Origin of the sequence: Demequina salsinemoris (assembly GCF_000974805.1) — a bacterium.
Lineage (GTDB): Bacteria > Actinomycetota > Actinomycetes > Actinomycetales > Demequinaceae > Demequina > Demequina salsinemoris.
This window is the reverse complement of the sequence record NZ_BBQZ01000002.1, coordinates 327453-347649: the sequence shown is the minus strand read 5'-3', so window position 1 is coordinate 347649 and position 20197 is coordinate 327453. Positions and strand designations below refer to the sequence as shown.

At 70.7% G+C, this 20197-nt stretch carries 18 protein-coding genes; 5 read left to right on the top strand and 13 right to left on the bottom strand.

The features are described from left to right. Window positions 1-63: 63 nt before the first annotated feature. Entirely contained in the window at window positions 64-921 is an 858-nt protein-coding gene (locus AOP78_RS05180) for a hypothetical protein (protein WP_062202155.1), read from the top strand. Window positions 922-935: 14 nt separating this feature from the next. Here AOP78_RS05180 and acnA read toward each other — a convergent pair whose 3' ends face one another. The 3 genes from acnA to AOP78_RS05165 all read right to left on the bottom strand — a co-directional run bounded on the left by acnA (window position 936) and on the right by AOP78_RS05165 (window position 6808). Further along, window positions 936-3632, bottom strand: a complete 2697-nt coding sequence (gene acnA, locus AOP78_RS05175) for an aconitate hydratase AcnA (RefSeq protein ID WP_062202154.1) — start codon at window positions 3630-3632, stop codon at window positions 936-938. Between the two features lie 78 nt (window positions 3633-3710). Then, window positions 3711-4898, bottom strand: a complete 1188-nt coding sequence (locus AOP78_RS05170; protein ID WP_062202153.1) for a class I SAM-dependent RNA methyltransferase — start codon at window positions 4896-4898, stop codon at window positions 3711-3713. After that, window positions 4895-6808, bottom strand: coding sequence for an APC family permease (locus tag AOP78_RS05165; RefSeq protein ID WP_152659410.1), 1914 nt, complete (start codon window positions 6806-6808; stop codon window positions 4895-4897). Before AOP78_RS05165 ends, AOP78_RS05170 begins: the two co-directional genes overlap by 4 nt. A gap of 41 nt (window positions 6809-6849) precedes the next feature. Between AOP78_RS05165 and AOP78_RS05160 the strand changes: the two genes are divergently transcribed. Both AOP78_RS05160 and AOP78_RS05155 read left to right on the top strand, forming a co-directional pair. After that, window positions 6850-7515, top strand: a complete 666-nt coding sequence (locus AOP78_RS05160; protein ID WP_062202151.1) for a potassium channel family protein — start codon at window positions 6850-6852, stop codon at window positions 7513-7515. Next, complete coding sequence (locus tag AOP78_RS05155; RefSeq protein ID WP_062202150.1) at window positions 7512-8186, top strand: potassium channel family protein; 675 nt, start codon at window positions 7512-7514, stop codon at window positions 8184-8186. Before AOP78_RS05160 ends, AOP78_RS05155 begins: the two co-directional genes overlap by 4 nt. Here AOP78_RS05155 and AOP78_RS05150 read toward each other — a convergent pair. From AOP78_RS05150 to AOP78_RS05130, 5 genes are all read right to left on the bottom strand, one after another. Continuing rightward, window positions 8116-8859, bottom strand: a complete 744-nt coding sequence (locus tag AOP78_RS05150; protein ID WP_062202149.1) for a DUF3159 domain-containing protein — start codon at window positions 8857-8859, stop codon at window positions 8116-8118. The two genes, AOP78_RS05155 and AOP78_RS05150, sit on opposite strands and share 71 nt — an antisense overlap. After that, window positions 8856-9143: an OB-fold nucleic acid binding domain-containing protein gene (locus AOP78_RS05145; protein WP_062202148.1), complete on the bottom strand. Its 288-nt coding sequence runs from the start codon at window positions 9141-9143 to the stop codon at window positions 8856-8858. The genes AOP78_RS05150 and AOP78_RS05145 overlap by 4 nt, the downstream gene beginning before the upstream one ends. Further along, window positions 9140-9601, bottom strand: a complete 462-nt coding sequence (dut, locus tag AOP78_RS05140) for a dUTP diphosphatase (protein WP_062202586.1) — start codon at window positions 9599-9601, stop codon at window positions 9140-9142. Before dut ends, AOP78_RS05145 begins: the two co-directional genes overlap by 4 nt. 20 nt (window positions 9602-9621) lie before the next feature. Next, window positions 9622-9921 (bottom strand): DUF4193 domain-containing protein, encoded by a 300-nt coding sequence (locus AOP78_RS05135; protein ID WP_062202147.1) that lies wholly within the window; start codon window positions 9919-9921, stop codon window positions 9622-9624. Window positions 9922-10050: 129 nt separating this feature from the next. Then, the gene (locus AOP78_RS05130) at window positions 10051-10869 is read right to left on the bottom strand and encodes an inositol monophosphatase family protein (protein WP_062202146.1); all 819 of its coding nucleotides are present in this window, start codon (window positions 10867-10869) and stop codon (window positions 10051-10053) included. Between the two features lie 65 nt (window positions 10870-10934). On the opposite strand from AOP78_RS05130, the gene sepH reads away from it, so the two are divergent. Next, window positions 10935-11951 (top strand): septation protein SepH, encoded by a 1017-nt coding sequence (sepH, locus tag AOP78_RS05125; RefSeq protein WP_062202145.1) that lies wholly within the window; start codon window positions 10935-10937, stop codon window positions 11949-11951. A gap of 6 nt (window positions 11952-11957) precedes the next feature. Here the strand turns inward: sepH and AOP78_RS05120 are convergent, their stop codons facing one another. Both AOP78_RS05120 and AOP78_RS05115 read right to left on the bottom strand, forming a co-directional pair. Next, window positions 11958-13127 (bottom strand): alkaline phosphatase family protein, encoded by a 1170-nt coding sequence (locus AOP78_RS05120; RefSeq protein WP_062202144.1) that lies wholly within the window; start codon window positions 13125-13127, stop codon window positions 11958-11960. After that, window positions 13124-13690: a DUF5998 family protein gene (locus AOP78_RS05115; protein ID WP_062202143.1), complete on the bottom strand. Its 567-nt coding sequence runs from the start codon at window positions 13688-13690 to the stop codon at window positions 13124-13126. The genes AOP78_RS05120 and AOP78_RS05115 overlap by 4 nt, the downstream gene beginning before the upstream one ends. A gap of 122 nt (window positions 13691-13812) precedes the next feature. Here AOP78_RS05115 and AOP78_RS05110 point away from each other — a divergent pair, with 122 nt between their 5' ends. Then, entirely contained in the window at window positions 13813-16260 is a 2448-nt protein-coding gene (locus AOP78_RS05110) for a DNA gyrase/topoisomerase IV subunit A (RefSeq protein ID WP_062202142.1), read from the top strand. 80 nt (window positions 16261-16340) lie between these two features. Here AOP78_RS05110 and AOP78_RS05105 read toward each other — a convergent pair whose 3' ends face one another. The 3 genes from AOP78_RS05105 to AOP78_RS05095 all read right to left on the bottom strand — a co-directional run bounded on the left by AOP78_RS05105 (window position 16341) and on the right by AOP78_RS05095 (window position 20192). Then, the gene (locus AOP78_RS05105) at window positions 16341-17609 is read right to left on the bottom strand and encodes a threonine/serine exporter family protein (protein WP_160297596.1); all 1269 of its coding nucleotides are present in this window, start codon (window positions 17607-17609) and stop codon (window positions 16341-16343) included. Between the two features lie 79 nt (window positions 17610-17688). After that, window positions 17689-18099, bottom strand: coding sequence for a hypothetical protein (locus AOP78_RS05100; RefSeq protein WP_062202140.1), 411 nt, complete (start codon window positions 18097-18099; stop codon window positions 17689-17691). After that, window positions 18096-20192, bottom strand: a complete 2097-nt coding sequence (locus AOP78_RS05095; protein ID WP_062202139.1) for a DNA gyrase/topoisomerase IV subunit B — start codon at window positions 20190-20192, stop codon at window positions 18096-18098. Before AOP78_RS05095 ends, AOP78_RS05100 begins: the two co-directional genes overlap by 4 nt. Between the last annotated feature and the right edge of the window lie 5 nt (window positions 20193-20197).

The following is a 20197-nucleotide window of genomic DNA, read 5'->3' as shown; positions in this document are numbered from 1 at the left end:
TCCTCCACGCCCCTACCACGATCCCCAAGCACGATCCGGCGGCCCCGGACGTACACTGGCGAGATGCGTGAGGACGCCTCCGTCCCCGGCGCCGGGTCCCCGCGCCCGACGTTCCGAGGTGCTCAGCGTGCCGCGGCAACCGCCGTCGCGGCGCTCGCGGCCGCGCTCTCGGGTTGCGCTTCAGGCGATGTGCATGACGATGCGGCCACCGCTGCCTCGTCCCCCACCGGAGCCGAGGAGGCGGCGAGCGGGTCCACCGCGACGGCATCATCGGAGCGTCCTGCGTGCCCGGACCCGGAAGGCTTCCTCTGCCTCGGCGCGATCGACGCTGCCCGCGACTACACCACCGTCGCGTTCTTGCCCACGTTGACGTACTCGGTCCCCGACGACGGATGGTTCAACTACGAGGACACCTTCGGCAACTTCAATCTCACGCCGCCCGGCCAGACGCTCGCCGGCATCAACGCCGGGACCTCCGACTTCATCGGCGTCTACACGTCGGTGGTCGCGCCGAGTCTCGAGGCGGCGGAAGGTTGCGTCTTCACGAGGGCATCCGATGGCGCCGAGACGCCGCAGCAGCTGGCCTCATGGATGGCCCGGAGGCCGTGGATCGAGGCCACCGAGGCGGTTCCGGTCAGCATCGGTGGCCTCTCCGGTGTGATGCTCGAGGTACGCGCGCGTGAGGACGTCGACCTTCCCACATGCCACGAGGGGCTCGACGAGGTGACCGTGGGCGCGCTGATCATGGGCCAGGACCCGTCGAGCCTGCTGCACGGCGTGATCCCGCACATGACGATGCGGTTCTACCTGCTGGCCTACGACGGCGGAACCTTGGCGATCGAGATCTCGGACATAGACTCCGCTACCGCCACGATGGACCAGCTCGCGACGGTAGCGGAGTCCTTCGTCTTCGACCCCTGACGCAGAGACCGGTCTCAGGCGTTCACGAGCGAGCGGAGCACGTACTGAAGGATGCCGCCGTTGCGGAAGTAGTCGGCCTCTCCGGGGGTGTCGATGCGGACCACCGCGTCGAAGGAGACGACCGAGCCGTCCGCCTTGGTCGCCTTCACCGGCAGGGTCTTCGGGTGCTCGCCCGCGCTGAACGCGCTCACGCCCACGATGTCGAAGGTCTCGGTGCCGTCGAGCCCGAGCGAGGCCGCCGACTCCCCCGCGGGGAACTGCAGCGGGATCACGCCCATGCCGATGAGGTTCGAGCGGTGGATGCGCTCGAAGCTCTCCGTGATGACCGCGCGCACGCCCAGCAGGCTCGTCCCCTTGGCCGCCCAGTCGCGCGACGATCCGGAGCCGTACTCCTTGCCCGCGAGCACCACGAGAGGGATGCCGGCCTCCGCGTAGGCGACCGAGGCGTCGTAGATCGTGGTCTGCTCACCCGTGAGGTGGTCCTTGGTGAAGCCGCCCTCGACGACGTTGCCCTCGGCGTCCGCGAGCAGCAGGTTCTTGAGGCGGATGTTCGCGAACGTGCCGCGGATCATCACCTCGTGGTTGCCGCGACGTGAGCCGTACGAGTTGAAGTCTCGCCGCTCGACGCCGTGCTCCGCGAGGTACCTGCCCGCAGGGCTGTCCGCCTTGATCGAGCCCGCGGGCGAGATGTGGTCGGTCGTCACGGAGTCGCCCAGCAGCGCGAGCACCCTGGCTCCCGTGATGTCCTGGACGGGCTCCGGCGCGAGGCCCATCCCCTCGAAGTACGGGGGCTTCCGCACGTACGTGGAGGCGTCCTCCCACTCGAAGGTCTTGCCGTCGGGCGTGGGCAGGCCCTGCCAGCTCGCGTCGCCCGCGAACACGTCCGCGTAGTCCTTCTCGAACATCTCCTGCGTGATGGACGAGCCGACGATCGCCTCGACCTCGGCCGCGTCGGGCCAGATGTCGCGCAGGTACACGTCCGCGCCGGACGGGTCGGTCCCGAGCGCCTGGGTCTCGAAGTCGAAGTCCATCGTGCCGGCGAGCGCGTACGCGATGACGAGCGGCGGCGACGCGAGGTAGTTCATCTTCACGTCGGGGTTGATGCGACCCTCGAAGTTGCGGTTGCCCGAGAGCACCGAGACGACGGTCAGATCGTGGTCGTTGACCGCGCCGGACACGGGCTCGGGCAGCGGGCCCGAGTTGCCGATGCACGTGGTGCAGCCGTAGCCCACGAGGTGGAAGCCGAGCGCCTCGAGGTCGGGCCACAGGCCGGCCTTCTCGTAGTAGTCGGTCACGACCTGCGAGCCGGGGGCCATGGAGGTCTTGACCCACGGCTTGGACGCGAGGCCCTTCTCGTTGGCGTTGCGCGCGAGCAGCGCGGCGGCCAGCATCACCGACGGGTTCGACGTGTTGGTGCACGAGGTGATCGACGCGATGACGACGTCGCCGTCCTTGAGCGGCACGGTCTCGCCGGCCTCGTTGACGTAGGTCGCGTCCTTCGCGTCGCCGGCGCGCACCTGCGAGATCGCCTTCTCGAACTGCGGCTTCGACTCGGACAGCGCGACGCGGTCCTGGGGGCGCTTGGGTCCCGCGATGGACGGGACGACTGTCGACAGGTCGAGCTCGAGGTACTCGGAGAAGGTGGGCTCGATGTAACCCGGGGCCGCCGGGTCGTGCCACATCCCCTGCTCCTTGGCGTACGCCTCGACGAGCGCGACCTGCTCGGCGGAACGACCGGTCAGACGCAGGTAGTCGATCGTGACGCCGTCGATCGGGAAGATCGCGGCGGTCGAGCCGAACTCGGGGCTCATGTTGCCGATCGTGGCGCGGTTGGCCAGCGGCACGGCGCCGACGCCGTCGCCGTAGAACTCGACGAACTTGCCGACGACGCCGTGCTTGCGAAGCATCTCCGTGATCGTGAGCACCACGTCGGTCGCGGTCGCGCCCGCGGGGATCGCCCCCGAGAGCTTGAAGCCGACGACCCGCGGGATGAGCATCGACACGGGCTGGCCGAGCATCGCCGCCTCGGCCTCGATGCCGCCCACGCCCCAGCCGAGCACGCCCAGGCCGTTGATCATCGTCGTGTGCGAGTCGGTGCCGACGCACGAGTCGGGGTACGCCTGGGTGACGCCGTCGGCGTCCTTGGTCATCACGCCGCGCGCCAGGTACTCGAGGTTGACCTGGTGGACGATGCCGGTGCCCGGGGGCACGACCTTGAAGTTGTCGAACGCGGTCTGGCCCCAGCGCAGGAACTGGTAGCGCTCGCGGTTGCGCTGGTACTCGAGCGCGGTGTTGAGCTCGAGCGCGTCCTTGCGGCCGAAGATGTCGATCACGACCGAGTGGTCGATGACCATCTCGGCGGGGGCGAGCGGGTTGATGACGGACGGGTCGCCGCCGAGCTCGGCGACGGCCTCGCGCATGGTCGCGAGGTCCACGATGCACGGCACTCCGGTGAAGTCCTGCATCACGACGCGCGCGGGCGTGAACTGGATCTCCGTGTCGGGGTCGGCCGACGGGTCCCACGAGGCGAGTGCCTTCACGTGGTCGGCGGTGATGTTCGCGCCGTCCTCGGTGCGCAGCAGCGCCTCGGCGAGCACCTTGAGGGAGTACGGGAGCTTCTCCAGCCCCGGCACCGCATCCAGCCGGTAGATCTCGTAGTCCAGGTCTCCCACGGCCAGCGTTGCCTTGGCTCCCAGGGTGTTCACGCTCATGCGGCTCCTCCAGTGCTGTCGATCGGGTTCATCCTAGCCTCGCGTGACGCGTCATCGCCGAGGCCGCATCCTCGCGCGTCACCGCCGGGTGAACGACGCGACGGTCTCGATGTGGTGGGTCATCGGGAACAGGTCGTGCGCCTGCGCCTCGATGAGGTCGTAGCCCTCGTCGCGCAGCAGCGCGGTGTCGCGGGCCAGCGCGACGGGGTCGCACGCCACATAGACGATGCGGGGCGCGCCGAGCGCGGCGAGCGCGGCGATGTTGCGCGCCTTCGCTCCGGCGCGCGGAGGGTCCAGGACGATGCTCGCGTCGGTCCAGTCCCGCGTCGTGGCCGCGCGCATGAGGTACTGACGGACGTCCGCGCCGATCGCCTCGGCGCCGGCGCGGCCCTTGAGGTTCGCGGCCAGCGCCGGCGGGGCGGCGCCTCGCTCCGGAGCCTCGACCGCGACGACGGGACGTCCTGCGACCGCGACGGGCAGCGCGAACAGGCCCGCGCCCGAGTACAGGTCGAGCACCGGCCCGTCCGTCAGGATCCGCGACATCACGGCATCCACGAGCACGCGCGGGGCCTCGCGGTGGACCTGCCAGAAGTCCGCGGCACGCACCCGGTAGGCCAGCTCGCCGTCCCCATGGACGATGCGCTCGTTCAGCCACAGCTCACGGGCCTCGCGTCCCGTGGTCGTCACCGCGAGCTCGCCCGTCGACGTCGCGGTGACGTCGATGCGGTTGCCCGGCGCGGTGCGCGCCTTGAGGAGCGCGGTCTCCGCCTCGGAGACCGCGAGGGGCATCTCGATCAGCGCCCGCCGCTCGCCCGTCGAGGGGACGACCATCGACGGCCGGCCGTCCTCCCCCGCCGTCGCGCTCACCCGCGTGCGGTACGCGAGCCCGCCCCGCGCATCGTCCCCGGGCGCGGCGTGCACGGCGCCCTCGAAGGCGACGCCTGCGAACCGTTCGAACGCCTCGACGAGGACGGCGTGCTTCCACCGGCGCTGCGCGTCGAGCGACGCGTGGCCGAGCTCCGCTCCGCCGATGCCCCCGGCCCCGGCCTCGGGCCACGGGTGCTCGACCCGGTCGGGCGAGGCCTCGAGCACCTCGACCGTCTCGGCCTTCCAGAACCGCGCGTCGGGCGCATCGTCCTCGACCTCGGCGACGACCGTCTCACCGGGAAGCGCGTGGCGCACGAACACCGCGCGTCCCTCGTGTCGGGCGACGCAATGCCCGCCGTGCGCGGGCGCGCCCACCTCGACGGTGATGCGGGTGGTCATGATGCGGTCTCCTCGTCTCGGTCCTGGTTCCCCGACTCCTGCACCGCGGCGATCTCTGCGGCGCGCTCGCGCGCCGACTCGAGCTGCCACGGGACCGCCGACACGACGACGTTCGGCACGTGCAGCAGCTGCTCCCGCAGCCGCTCGGTCGACTTGTTGTGGAGAAACCTCTCCCACCACCGGCCCACCACGTACTCGGGCACGTAGACGACGACCACGTCGCGGGGACTCTCGCGGTGCAGGTGACGGATGTGCTTGAGCACGGGACCCGCGAGATCGCGGTAGGGCGAGTCGAGCACGATCAGCGGCATGCCCATCGTCCGCCGCCCCCACTCGCGCTGCAGCTCCTTGGCCGCGTGCTTGTCGGTGGCCACGGCGACCGCCTCGAGGCGCGCGTGCCGTGCCGCCTTGGCGACGGCGAGCGCGCGCATCGCGGGCCGATGCAGCTGCGCGACGAGCACGACGCCATGGGTCGCGCTCGGCAGCGCGTCCGAGCGATCCTCGGGCGTGAGCTGGACGTCCTCCTTCATGCGCGCGTAGTGCACGTGGATCGCCCGCATCAGCACGACGAGGAGGATCATCGCCGCGATCGCGATCCACGCGCCCGCGAGGAAGTTGAAGATGACGACAACCATCCACACGATCAGCGCCACGACCGCGGCGACGGCGTGCAGGACCCGACGCCCGTGCAGCGAGCGCCGCTTGCGCGCGGAGCCCTCGCGCTCGAGCACACCGCTGAAGTGCCGCACCATCGCGAGCTGGCTGAGGACGATCGATGAGAACACGCCGATGACGTACATGTGGACGAGCACGAGCAGGTCCGCGTCGGCGGCGATCACGACCAGCGACGAGGCCACGGCCACGGTGAGCACCCCGCCCCGGAACACGAAGCGGTCGTTGGCCATCGACAGCTGGCGCGGGAGGTACGCGTCGCGCGACAGCAGGGATGCCAGGTTGGAGAACCTGCGGAACACCGCCGAGGCGGCCGCGTAGAGGATGCCTGCGGCGGCGAAGCCGACCACCCACACCGCCGGGTGCAGGTCGGTGACCCTCTCCGTCACCTGGAGGAGCACCGGCCCCTGGACCCAGCCGGTCACGCGGAACCGCCACGCGAGCCAGATCACCGCGAGGAACGCCGCGCTCGCGGCCGCGGCCGCGATGAGGACCGTCCTCCCGGCGCGAAGGCCGCGAGGAGGCGCGTGATACGGACCCGACGACGCCAGGTGCTCGATGCCCGTGACCATGACGGCGCCGGAGGAGATCGCTCCAGCGAACGCGAGGAACGCGGATCGGGTGACCTCGGGCTGCTCCGGCGCCTGGATGGACAGCGCCGGGAACGCGACGCCGACGACGACGAGGACGCCGATCACGATCAGGAAACCGAACCACACCGCGAGCAGCACGCGGGTCCGGTCGCGGATGCCGCGCAGGCTCACGAGCGTCATGATCGCGATCACGGACACGCCGATGGCGCGTTGCCAGCCGTCGGCCTCCGGGACGATGTAGACGAGGATCCCCGTGATCGCCGACACGGACACGGCGACCGTGAACAGGTAGTCGACGAGCAGCGCCGCGCCCGTGACGAGCCCGGGGCCGGCGCCGAGCACCTCTCGCACGAGCCCGTAGTCGGCGCGCTCGTCGGGACGGCTGCGGACGTTGGATCCGTAGGCGAGCGCGAGCAGCATGAGGATGGCGACGACGCCGAGTCCCACGACCATCGACGCCGTCTGCTGGCCGCCGCTGCGCAGCGAGGAGATGATCGCGTCGGGAGCGTAGGCGACCGCCGAGAGCAGTCCCGCGCCGAAGACCGGCAGCGCCAGCCGCGTCCGCAGCAGGATCGGCGTCGCGCGGTCGGTGGCCACCGGGCTGCCGAACACGAGGCCCTTCATCTTCTTCAGAAACCCTCGCACGTCGCACCATCCTAGGGCCGGGGGGTATAGCGTGTGGGCTTGTGCATATCGTGATCCTCGGGTGCGGTCGCACCGGCGCGTCGCTCGCGGCGGAGTTCGAGGCGCGCGGACACTCGGTGGCGATCATCGATCAGGCCGCCGACGCCTTCCGCCGCCTGCCAGCAGACTTCCAGGGACAGAAGATCACTGGGATCGGCTTCGACCGCGAGACCCTGTCCTCCGCCGGTGTCGAGGACGCCTACGCGTTCGCCGCCGTGTCGAGCGGCGACAACTCCAACATCCTCGCCGCCCGAGTGGTGCGCGAGACCTACGGCGTGGACAACGTCGTGGCGCGCATCGCCGACCCCGGCCGCGCGGAGGTCTACCGACGTCTCGGCATCCCCACGGTCGCCCCGGTGCCGTGGACCGCGGCGCAGATGGTCGACCGGATGCTCCCTGGCGGAGTCGATGAGGTCTTCCACGACCCTGCGGTCGGCGTGTCGGTACGGCGCATCGCGGTGAACGCTGAGTGGATCGGAACCAAGTACTCCGCCATCGACAAGGCGATGGGCACGCGTCTCGCGTACGTGGTGCGCTTCGGCGAGTGCGTGCTGCCGGACGCGTCGAGCCTGATCCAGTCGGGCGACGAGGCCTATTTCGCCGTCCCCGACGCCGTCGCGTCCGCCGCGCAGCGAGTGGCCGCCCGACGCCCGGGAGGCGAGCGATGAAGGTGCTGATCTGCGGGGCCGGCTCCGTGGGCCGGTCGATCGCGTCCGACCTGATCGCGCACGGTCACGAGGTGCTCCTCATGGACAACCAGCCGACGGCGATGCGCGTCGCTCAGGTCCCTCAGGCCGAGTGGATGCTCGCGGACGGCTGCGAGCTCGCCGCTCTGCGCGAGGCCGCCGTCGAGGAGATGGACGTCGTCGTGGCCGCGACGGGCGACGACAAGGCCAACCTGGTCGTGTCGTTCCTCGCGAAGACGGAGTTCGCGGTGCCCCGCACGGTCGCGCGCGTGAACAACCCTCGCAACGAGTGGATGTACGACACCCAGTGGGGCGTCGACGTCGCGGTCTCCACGCCTCGCATCATGACCGCCATGGTCGAGGAGGCCGTGTCCGTCGGAGACCTGGTGAAGGTGTTCACCTTCCATCAGTCGGGCGCGTCCATCATCGAGGTCACGCTGCCGAAGACCTCGCCCGTGGTGGGCGCGCTCATGCGCGAGATCCCGTGGCCCTCCGAGACCGTCCTGTCCTGCATCATCCGCGGCGACCGCACCATCGCCCCCACCCCCGAGGACACCCTCGAGGCCGGGGACGAGCTGCTGTTCATCGTGTCGGCGGAAGCGGAGCCTCAGGCTCTTCAGGATGTGCTGGGGTCCGCACCAGGAACCAGATAGCCCACAGCGTGAGCGCGGTCAGCGGCAGCCCCATCACGAGCTTCGCCGTTCCGAGCACCGCGACCTGGTCGCTGAGGTACAGCGGCACCTGGACCAGGAGCCGCAGACCGAACATCGCGGCGAGGATCGCGCTGCCCCACTGGTAGCGGGCCATCGTCCCCTTGTGCCTGCGCCACTCGGTCCCCTGGCCGTTCACGAGGGACATCACGATCCCAACGAGCGGCCACCGCACGAGCATCGTGAGCGCCACGCCCACCATCCAGGCGGCGTTGATCCACAGGCCCGGAACGAAGTAGCCGCTCGCGTCCCCCGCGCGCCACGCCCACACCGCGCCGAGTCCCACGCCCAGTACTCCGGAGAGCGCCTGGGTGATCGGGGTGCGCTGGATGAGGCGTGCAGCCACGAGGACGACCACCGTGCCGACGGACGCGATGACGGGGACCCTGAAACCGCCCCATCCCACGAACGCGATCACGAAGACGAGCCCCGGAAGCGCGGACTCCATGAAGCCTCGCCAGCCGCCGACCGCCTCATGGAGCGAGAACTCATCCGAGTCGAGGAGCGCGGCGAGACCCGCGCGGCGGTCCACGGAGGCCTCGGCCTGCTGCGTCGACTCGCCGTCCTGGTCCGGCTCGGAGCTCCGGGACGGCCCGGTGCCCTGCTCGCTCATCATCGGATCTCGTAGCGAGGGTTGTAGATCTTGGGCTCCGCCCCGGTCTCGCACACGCGGCCCTCGAGGTCGAGGCTGCGTCCCGGCTCGATGCCGGGGATCTCGCGACGGCCCATGAAGACGGCATGGACGAAGCCCGTGCCGTCATCCACGCGCACGATCACCTTGGGCGCGGCGTCGGCCGGCTCGACCTGAACCGCGACGATGCGTCCCTGAACCCGGGCGAGCGTACGCGGCTCGAGGTCGCGTGCGGGAGTCACCCGCTCCACCAGCATCGCGCCGGTCACGCGGGCGTCCGCCCCGTCTCGACTCCCGTGGAGCCGAAGCCGCCCTCGCCCCTGTGGGACCCGGGGAGGTGCTCGACCTCGACGAAGCGAGCGCGCTCGACGCGCTGGATCACGAGCTGCGCGATGCGGTCGCCCACCTCGAACTGCACGGCAGCGGTCGCATCGGTGTTGAGCAGCGTCACCGCGACCTCGCCGCGATACCCCGCGTCGACGGTGCCCGGCGCGTTCACGACGGTGACGCCGTGACGCGACGCGAGCCCCGAGCGGGGATGGACGAGCGCGACGTAGCCGTCGGGAAGCGCGATCCTCACCCCCGTCGGCACGGTCGCGCGCTCGCCAGGACCCAGGGTCAGGGCGACACGCGTGGTGAGGTCGGCTCCCGCGTCTCCCGGGTGGGAGTAGGCGGGGATCGGGACGTCCGGGGAGGTCGTGCTCAGCAGCACGTCAACGTCGGTCATGAATCGAGGCTCCCAGGCCGTCAGCCCGCGCACTCCGAGCAGATCGGGTCGTCGCCCTTGAACTCGGCGAGCTGGCTGCGGTGGTGCACGAGGAAGCAGCTCATGCAGGTGAACTCGTCCTGCTGGGCGGGCAGGACGCGCACGGAGAGCTCCTCGCCCGAGAGGTCGGCGCCGGGGAGCTCGAAGCCCTCTGCGGCCTCGGTCTCGTCCTCGTCGACCACGCCCGACGACTTGTCGGAGCGGCGGGCCTTCAGCTCCTCGATCGAGTCAGCCGAGATCTCGTCGTCGGTCTTGCGAGGTGCGTCGTAATCGGTGGCCATCCTGGCATCGGTCCCTTCGCGGCAGTTGAACTGCCTCAAGAATGCTCCGCGGTGGAGTTTTGTTCCCGCAGGCGCGTGCATTCTGCACCAAAAGACGGCACGGCGCCACCCGTGAGCGGCACGGCGTGCCTAGGACGGAGCGTTGACCTCCGCGGCGCCTGCGGCGAGGAGCGCGCGTTGGAGGTCCCACCACACATCCGGGTGGGCGGCGATGACGATGCGCTCATCGGCGGGCCCGCCCTCCAGCCCTGCCACCATGAGCCCGGCCTCTGTCGCGACGAGTCCGCCGGCGGCCATGTCCCACGCGTTGATCCTGTGCTCGTAGTAGGCGTCGACGATCCCTGCCGCCGCGTGGCACAGATCGAGCGCGGCGGCGCCCATCCGGCGAATGTCGCGCACGACCGGAAGCATCCCCGCAACCACCCGGCCCTGCTGCTCACGCAGCTCGGGGACGTACTGGAAGCCCGTCGCGACGAGCGTGGTCGCGAGGGGCGGCGCCGAGACGCGGCGCAGCGGCTCGCCGTCGTGCCATGCTCCCTCGCCGCGGGCGGCTGTCCACAGCTCATTCGTGCCGGTGCTGATGGCTCCGGCCAGCTGCGTCCACTCGTGCGTGCGCGCGGGACCGGAGACGGCTGCGACCGACACTCCGTAATAGGGGATCCCGTAGGCGTAGTTGACGGTGCCGTCGATCGGGTCGAGCACCCAGGTGATGCCCGAACGGGAAGGGACGTCGTCGCCCTCCTCGCCGAGGATGCCGTCGTCGGGTCGCAGCTCGGCGATCCGCTCCCGCAGGAGCCGCTCCGCCGCGAGGTCCATCTCCGTGACGATGTCGGCCGCGGAGGACTTGGTCCCGGCGATGCGCGCGCCTTCACGCCCCCTGACGACGAGATCGCCCGCCTCGTGCGCGAGTCGGGTGGCGACGTCCAGCAGTGCGAGCGGCTCTGTCATGCGTCCATCCTGCCCCACCGCGTGGCGTGCGCGCCCCTCACGGCACGCCGTGGCACCCTGAGGGCATGACCGAGCTCCATGTGGTGGGACCGGCCGACGACGCTCAGCACCTGATCCTCGCTGACGACGACGGTCACGAGTTCCACCTTGCCGTGACAGACGAGCTGCGCCAGGCGGTGCGGCACGCGGCCGCGCGCACGCGCGCGACGGCGCCCCGGGCCGAGACAGCGTCCAGCACCATGTCGCCCAAGGAGATCCAGCAACGCATCCGCGCCGGGCTCACCGCGGCCGAGCTCGCCGAGCTCACGGGAGAGCCGGTCGAGGCCCTCGCGAAGTTCGAGGCCCCGGTGATCGCGGAGCGCGGCTACATCGTCGCGCTCGCGCGTGACACCCGCATCGGTTCGGACGCTGGCGCACCGATCCTCGGCGATCTCGTGGCCGACCGGCTCGCTCAGCGTGGCGTGGACACCGAGGCCCTCGCCTGGGACGCCTGGCGCGAGATCGACGAGCCATGGAAGGTCTGCGTGGACTTCCGCACCGAGGGCCGCTCGGTGCGTGCACTGTGGACCTTCGATCACCAGGCGCGGTCGCTCGCGGCGCAGGACGATGAGGCCCGCTGGCTCACCGAGACCGAGCTGCTCGACGTGCCGATCCCCAAGCGTCACCTCGCCGCCGTGCGCGGCGAGGTGGACACCGAGGAGGTCGTCACCCACCCGGTGCGCCCGGCGCAGCCGACCGCGGTCGCCCACGAGGACGAGCCGATGAGCCCGACCGAGCTGCTGCTCGAGGATCTGGCCGAGCGTCGCGGCACTCGCGAGGAGCCCGTGGACGAGCTCGACGACGACGAGGACGGCGGCTTCGAGGGCTTCGGCCCCGCCGCCAAGGCGCGTCAGGCGGAGACCGGCTTCGGGGCTCCCCAGCGTGAGGAGGCCCCGCGCGACACGCTCGAGACCCCCACGACGCGCTCCGCGCCCTCCGCGGCGTCTCCGCGCACTCCCGCGAACGGCGAGCGGCGTCCCCGCCGCGGCCGGGCGTCGGTGCCGAGCTGGGACGAGATCGTCTTCGGCGCCAAGCACGACTGACAGGAGTCAGTCGGGAACGATCGTGAGGAGCGGCACGTGCAGCTCCTCCGGCGTCAGCGAGCCGTGCACGCCGATGAGCTGGAGCGACTGAGGCGTCTGCGTCCGAGAGTCGACGACGGTCGCCCGCCCCGCCATCGCGACGATCACGTCGCCGAACCTGGCGGCCACCGCATCGTCCAGGGGTCCGACGAGTCCCGCCGCCACCACATCCTCCCGCGTGCCGACGGCGGCGTGCGTGCCGAGGATGTCCTGCCACCGAGCGACGACGGCATCGGGGTCTGCGCCCGCCGTGAGGTGCAGATGCACCGCCCGCTGCTCCCCCGCCACGAGCTCGACGTCCTGCGCGAGCCCCGGCTCGTCGGCGACGTCCCACCTCGGCGCGCCGGTCACGTCGAGCATGCCGTGGTCCGCTGTGACCACGAGCACCGCGTCCTTCGGCAGCGAGCGGGCCAGGCGCTTGAACTCCGCGTCCGCGTCCTCGAGAGCCGCGACCCACTCGCCTGAGCCCCAGCCGCGGTGGTGGCCGACCTTGTCGATCTCGCCCCAGTACAGGTACGAGACGCCGGGCCGTCCTGCGATGCCGGCGGCCACGTCCACGCGGTCCGCGAGCCGCTCCGCGCCGATGAAGTCCCCGCCTCGCAGCGCGGCCTGGGTCAGCCCCGAGCCCGCGAACCTCGCCTGGCCGAGCGTCGTGACGGTCAGCCCCTCGCGCGCCGCCTCCTCGAGCAGCACGGGGCGGGGCTGCCACTCCTCGGCGCGGTAGGCGCCCTCCCACGAGACCAGGTTCGCGAGCCCGCCCGTGCGGGGGTTGCGGACGCTGTACCCGGCCATGCCGGTGCGTCCTGCCGGCTCGGCCGTGCCGAACAGGGCGAGCGACGTGGCCGTCGTGGTCGGGAAGCCCGCGGTGATGCTGCCCGACACCATCGAGCGCAGGAACGGCGCGTGGCCGCGACGCGCGTCGAGCTGCTGGTGGCCCAGACCGTCAACCACGGCGACGATCACGTGCTTCGCACGCGGGATCCCCAAACGCACCCGGTCTGCATCGGCGTTGCGGGACCGGACCGCGTGACCCGCCCCGACCGCGGCCAGCGCCGCCGGCAGGACGGCGCCGAGCTCACGACCGCCGTAGTCCGGCTTCTCGAGACCGACGGCCGCCAGTCTCGCCTCGAACGTCACGCCTTCTCGCCAAGCCTGCGCTGAAGCGTCGCCGCGAAGTCCTGAAGAGCGCGCACGGCGTCGGCGCCGTCCGCGATGGCGGACACGCGCACGAGGGTGTCGTCGCCGGTGATGCCGCCCGTGTAGCCGTGGTCGGCCTCGCAGTTCTGATCACCGCATGTGGCCGGCTCGAGCTCGATCCGGGTGTGGATGCCGTTGCCCACCGCGAGCACGAGCTCGCTCGGCAGGTCGCCCTCCTTGAACGTCTCGGGGTGGTGCACCACGTGCGTGAGCGCCATGGTCCGCAGATTGCTCACGAGCGAGGTCTCGACCGTCGCCTGGGCCTCATGGGTGTTCTCCCCCGTCGGGCCCACCCCGTCGTCCATGTGAACGCGCATGAGCCTGCTGTCCGTGAGGACGAGCACCGTCATGTGCCGCCGCACCTCGGCGGTGTCGAACGTGGTCTCCGTCTGCACGAAGTGCGCGTGGACGTCCTCTCCCGCGATGGCCGAGCGCAGCACGGTCGTGGCGAGCGCCGGGTAGTATCCCGCGACGGCGACGGATTCCTCGAGGGTCTGGGGCATGCGCGCTATTCTTCCACTTCTGCGCACGCCGTGGGGACCTCCCCAGCGTGGCCTGACACGGCCGTGGCGCAGCGCGAGGGACAATGCTTGACGGCCCTCGACCACCGAAGGACAGGAGAGAGATGGCACCCGAGGCGGATGCGCAGATCGTCGACATCGACGTCAGCGCCGAGATGGAGAGCTCGTTCCTCGAGTACGCGTACTCGGTCATCTACTCGCGCGCCCTCCCTGACGCTCGTGACGGCATGAAGCCGGTGCAGCGCCGCATCGTCTACACGATGGGTGACATGGGGCTGCGTCCCGAGCGTGCGCATGTGAAGTCCTCCCGTGTGGTCGGCGAGGTCATGGGCAAGTACCACCCGCACGGTGACAGCGCGATCTACGACGCGCTCGTGCGCATGGCGCAGTCGTTCTCGCTCCGGCTCCCCCTGGTCGACGGCCACGGCAACTTCGGCTCGCTCGACGACGGTCCCGCGGCCTCGCGCTACACCGAGGCGCGCCTCGCGACGGGCGCCATGGCGATGATCGCGGACCTCGGCGAGGACGTCGTCGACTTCGTGCCCAACTACGACAACAAGCTTCAGCAGCCCGCCGTGCTGCCCTCCGCGATCCCGAACCTGCTGGTCAACGGCGCGCAGGGCATCGCGGTCGGCATGGCGACCAACATGGCGCCGCACAACCTCGTCGAGGTCGTCTCCGCGGCCCGTCACCTGCTCGCGAACCCCGGCGCGACGCTCGACGAGCTCATGCGCTTCGTTCCCGGCCCCGACCTGCCCGGCGGCGGCAGGATCGTCGGGCTCGACGGCATCAAGCAGGCCTACGAGACCGGCAAGGGCGCGTTCAAGACCCGAGCGACCACCAAGGTCGAGAAGGTCACGGCGCGCCGCCAGGGCATCGTCGTCACGGAGCTCCCGTACCAGGTGGGCCCCGAGAAGGTCATCGAGAAGATCAAGGACGCCGTCTCGAGCCGCAAGCTCGAGGGGATCTCCGCGGTCACGGACCTCACCGACCGTCACCATGGCACGCGCCTCGTGATCGAGATCAAGAACGGCTTCAACCCCGACGCGGTGCTCGAGCGCCTGTACAAGGTCACGCCGCTCGAGGAGTCGTTCTCGATCAACAACGTCGCGCTCGTCGATGGCCAGCCGCGCACGCTGGGCCTCAAGGAGCTGCTGCGCGTGTGGGTCGACCACCGGCTCACCGTCGTGCGTCGTCGCTCCGCGTTCCGCCTCGCGGCCCGCAAGGACCGTCTGCACCTGGTCGACGGCCTGCTGATCGCGATCCTGGACATCGACGATGTCATCCAGATCATCCGCTCCTCCGACGATGCGTCGGCCGCGAAGAGCGCCCTCATGACCGCTTTCGACCTGTCGGAGATCCAGTCCGAGTACATCCTCGAGCTGCGCCTGCGTCGCCTCACGCGCTTCTCGCGCCTCGAGCTCGAGAACGAGAAGGCGCAGCTGCTCGCGGAGATCGCCGAGCTCGAGGAGATCCTCGGCTCCGACCGCGTGCTGCGTGACGTCGTGGGCCGCGAGATGGACGCTGTCGCCGCCGAGTACGGCACCCCGCGGCGCACGATCCTGCTCGCGGACGCGGGCGCGCCCGCGTCGACCTCGGCCGCCGGCGTGCCCGGCGCCGCCGCGAACGGCAAGGCGGCCCCGCTGTCGATGCAGATCGAGGACACCCCGTGCTTCGCGCTGCTGTCCGCCACGGGGCTGATCGCGCGCACCGCCGACGACTCCCCCGTCGCCCGCGAGGGTCGCCGTTCCGCCCACGATGTCCTCCGTGCCGTCGTGCCCGCCTCCGCGCGCGCCGACGTCGGTGTCGTCACCAGCACGGGTCGCCTGCACCGGCTGTCGCTGCTTGATGTGCCCGCGCTCGCGCCCTCGGCCGAGCCGCCGTCGCTCGGCGGGGGCGTCCCACTCGCCGAGCTCCTACAGCTCGACAAGGGCGAGGAGGTCGTGACGATCGTTCCGCTCGGCGCCGAGGCGCCGCTGACGCTCGGCACGGTGAACGGCGTCGTCAAGCGCGTCGCCGTGGGCGACGAGCCCTCCAAGGAGGTCTGGGAGGTCATCGGCCTCAAGGACGGCGACCGGGTCATCGGCGCGGGCAACGCCGCCGACGATGCCGAGGTGGTCTTCGTGTCCACCACGGCGCAGCTTCTGCACTTCCCCGCCTCGGGCATCCGCCCGCAGGGTCGCGCCGGCGGGGGCATCGCCGGCATCAACCTCGGTGACGCTCAGGCGCTGTTCTTCGGCGTCCTCCAGCCCGACGAGAGCGAGCCCGTGGTCGTGACGATCTCCGGCCCGTCGTCGGCGCTGCCGGGGACGACGCCGGGTTCGGCGAAGGTCACGCCCTTCTCGGAGTACCCCGGCAAGGGTCGCGCGACGGGCGGCGTCCGCGCCCACCGCTTCCTGAAGGGCGAGGACGCGCTCCTCGTGGCCTACGTCGGCGCCGCGCCCGCTCGCGCGACCTCCGGCGGCGGCCAGGCCGTGGAGCTTCCCGAGGAGCATGGACGACGCGACGGTTCCGGCTCGCCTCTCGCGGCACCCGTGCTCGGGATCGGTTGATGAGTCGCGGGCCTGGCGACGCCGGGTCCGCGACCGCCGCATGTCCCGACGACCGCATCGTCCCGACAGCGTGACGCGCGTCAGCGCTCGAAGGACCACTCCCAGTCGGTGATGAGCTTCGCGAGGACCAGGCCGACGAGGATAGCGATACCGGCCAGGGTGACCTGCAGGATGCCCGACACGGCGGCCGTGTAGTCGGCCTCGTTGAGCGCCACGATCGCCTCATGCGCGGGGACCCCGGGGATCTGCACGAGCGCCGCCGGCACCTGGAGCGTGATAACCGGCCACCGTCCTCCCGAGGAGAAGATCGCAGCGAGGATCCCGATGAGGATGCAGGCGATGGCCGTGGCCATCTGGATGGGGATGTCGATCTCCTGGAGCAGGTGCCGGACCACGTAGGCGACCATGCCGATCCACGCGGCGTTCATCGCCATGCGCCACGGCGAGTTGAACATCAGCGCGAAGCCGGCCACGCCCACGAAGCTCGCGACCGCCCAGATCAGGATCTGCGCCCACAGCGGCAGGGTGGTGGCGCGTTGCGAGGTGTCGAGGCTGCTCATGAGCGACAGCGCCCAGACGGCGACGCCCGCCCCCATCACGATCATCAGGCCGTAACCCACGCGGAACAGGCCCGCGGTGAAGTCGAGCTTGGCCATGTCGAGTGTGCCCGTGATGAGCGCGAAACCGGGCAGGAGGAACAGGACCGACGAGATGTAGCCCGAGGCGTGGACCTCCAGGCCGGGCCCGACGAGTCCGATCAGCCCGAGCACGCCCAGGTAGAGCCCCGTGGCGAGGAACGCCGCGAGGATCGTGGTGCCGAACGCGTTGAAGCCCTTGTGCGCGAGGTGTCGGCGCAGGAACTGGCCCGCGCCTGCCGCGACGAACACCACCGCGATCTCGACGGGGTGGGCCTGGTTCAAGGCGGCGAACCCTCCGCACGCGGCGCCCGCCGCCGCGGCGTTGAACAGCGGGCTGTAGCGGGCGGGAGTGCGCTCGATCGCGTCGAGAGCACGGTGGATGTCACCAGGCGTGCTGGTCTCGGGAAGCTCGCGGCGGAACCGGTCGAGGGCGGCGATGCGGTCGGCGTTCACGCCCGCCTTGCGGATCTCGGCCACCTCGGTGCGGAACCGGTGCCCGACGCGCGACGTCAGCGTGATCTCGGTGAGCGTCACCTGCTCGTGCACCTGGTCGACGCCGAGCGTGTCACCGACCGCGGACATCGCCTGCTTGACGCGGTAGCTCGCCGTGCCCGCCTCGAGCATCATCAGGCCCGTGCGCATGATGGCGCCGGAACGGCGGCCAAGCTCCACCGAGTCGATCTGAGCTTCCGGGACTGATGCTTCGGTCACATCCACCATTCTTGCCTACCGAGGTCCCGACGTTCGAAGCACGAAGGTCCCAGGTGTCACGCGAAACGGCCCCTGAGGATCAGCGGCCCACGCGTCGACGCCAGTCCGCGATGCGACGCTGGCGCTCGCGCTGGACCGCGTGGCCGACGCGCTCGATCACGAGCGCCGAGACGCCCGCGGCCACCGCCGCCACCGCGGGCACCCACGTGAACAGCAGCGCGACCCCGACGGCGAGCACCGCCGCGAGCGGCCACAGCACCGCCCACACCGGCGCGTGGGTCCGCTCGATCACGGTGAGCTCCTGCTGGAAGTCAAGCTCACGGTCGGCCTCGAGCAGCTCGTCCTCGAGCACGAGGCAGCGCTTGGGCAGGCCGATGAGCGAATGATGACGCAGGACGTGACGCGAGCCCTCGGCGTTCACGCGTGGAGCGGAGTGGTAGCCGTGCGGGTGGGACGGGCACAGCGCGGGGTTCGGGTTGGCGGCGGTCATGCGTCGATCCTCGATCGGTCCAGGTCGGCGGCACCCGCGACGATGAAGTCGCGACGAGGGCCGACGTCGTTGCCCATGAGCAGCTCGAACACGCGCTCGGCAGCCTGAGCGTCCGCGGCGGTGATGCGCCTCAGGGTCCGGTGCTCGGGGTCCATCGTCGTCTCCGCGAGCTGGTCGGCGTCCATCTCGCCGAGGCCCTTGTAGCGCTGGATGTCCTCCTTGTACTTGCGCCCTGCACGCTTGAGATCGCGGAGCGTGTCGCTCAGCTCCTGCTCGGAGTACGTGTAGATGTACTCGCGCTCGCGGCGTGCGGACCCCATGACCTCGATGCGGTGCAGCGGGGGCACTGCGGCGTAGACGCGGCCCGCGTCGACCATGGGACGCATGTAGCGGAAGAACAGCGTGAGCAGCAGCGTGCGGATGTGCGCGCCGTCCACGTCGGCGTCGGTCATCAGGATGATCTTGCCGTAGCGCGCCTGCTCCAGGTCGAAGGTGCGTCCCGAGCCCGCGCCGATCACCTGGATGATGCTCGCGCACTCGGCGTTGTGCAGCATGTCGGTGATCGACGCCTTCTGGACGTTGAGGATCTTGCCGCGGATCGGCAGCAGCGCCTGGAAGTCCGACCGGCGCGCGAGCTTCGCGGTGCCGAGCGCGCTGTCGCCCTCGACGATGAACAGCTCCGACGACTCGACGTCGTTGCTGCGGCAGTCGGCGAGCTTCGCGGGCAGCGACGAGGTCTCGAGGGCGTTCTTGCGCCGCGAGATCTCCTTCTGCTTGCGGGCGGCGACGCGAGCGCGCATCTCGGCGATGATCTTCTCCATCACGATCGTCGCCTGCGTCTTGTCGTCGCGCTTGGCCGAGCCCAGGATCGCGCCGAGCTCGGTCTCGACGACCTTGGAGACGATGCCGCGCACGGGGGTGGTGCCGAGCACCTCCTTGGTCTGGCCTTCGAACTGCGGCTCGGGGATGCGGACGGTGACGACGGCGGTCAGGCCCGCCATGATGTCGTCCTTCTCGATGCGCTCGGCGCCGTCCTTGCCCGTGAGCTTGAGCCGGCGCGCGTTGGCCTCGATGACCTTGCGCAGCGCCTTGACGAGACCCTGCTCGAAGCCGGCCTGGTGAGTGCCGCCCTTGGGCGTCGAGATGATGTTGACGAAGCTGCGCACCTCGGAGTCGTAGCCCTTGCCCCAGCGCAGCGCGACGTCGACGACGCACGTGCGCTCGACCTCCTCGCTCACCAGATGGCCGTTGGCCTTGAGCACCGGTACGGTCTCGGTGTACGTCGCCTCGCCTCGCAGCTCCCACGTCGCGGTGACGGCGGCGTCGGGGGCGACGAAGTCGACGAAGTCCTTGGCCCCGCCCTCGAACCTGAAGGTCTCCTCGGTCGGCTCGAGCGGGTTGCGCTCGTCGCGCACCACGATCTCGAGCCCGGGAACCAGGAAGGCCGTCTGGCGGGCGCGGGTGATGAGGTCCTCGTAGGAGAACGACGCCGACTTGTTGAAGATCTGGCGGTCCGCCCAGTACCGCGTCCTCGTGCCGGTGCGAGCCTTGGCGACCTTGCCGACGACGTTGAGCTCGGAGCCCGTGACGAACGGGGTGAACTCGGCCTGCGGGGTCGCGCCCGAGGCGGGATCCGCGAAGTATCCGGGCTCGCCGCGCCGGAAGGCCATGTGGTGGGTCTTCCCTCCACGGTCGACCCACACGTCGAGTCGCTCCGAGAGGGCGTTGACGACCGAGGCGCCCACGCCGTGCAGTCCGCCCGAGGCGGCGTACGAGCCGCCGCCGAACTTGCCTCCCGCGTGAAGCTTGGTCATCACGACCTCGACGCCGGTCAGTCCGGTCTTGGGCTCGACGTCCACGGGGATGCCGCGCCCGTTGTCGCGCACCTCCACCGAGTCGTCGGGGTGCAGGATCACGTCGATGCGGTCGCCGAACCCTCCGAGCGCCTCGTCGACGGAGTTGTCGATGATCTCCCAGAGGCAGTGCATGAGGCCGCGGGAATCGGTCGTGCCGATGTACATGCCGGGGCGCTTGCGCACCGCCTCGAGGCCTTCGAGGACGGAAAGGTGGCGGGCCGAGTAGTCAGAACTCACGGAAG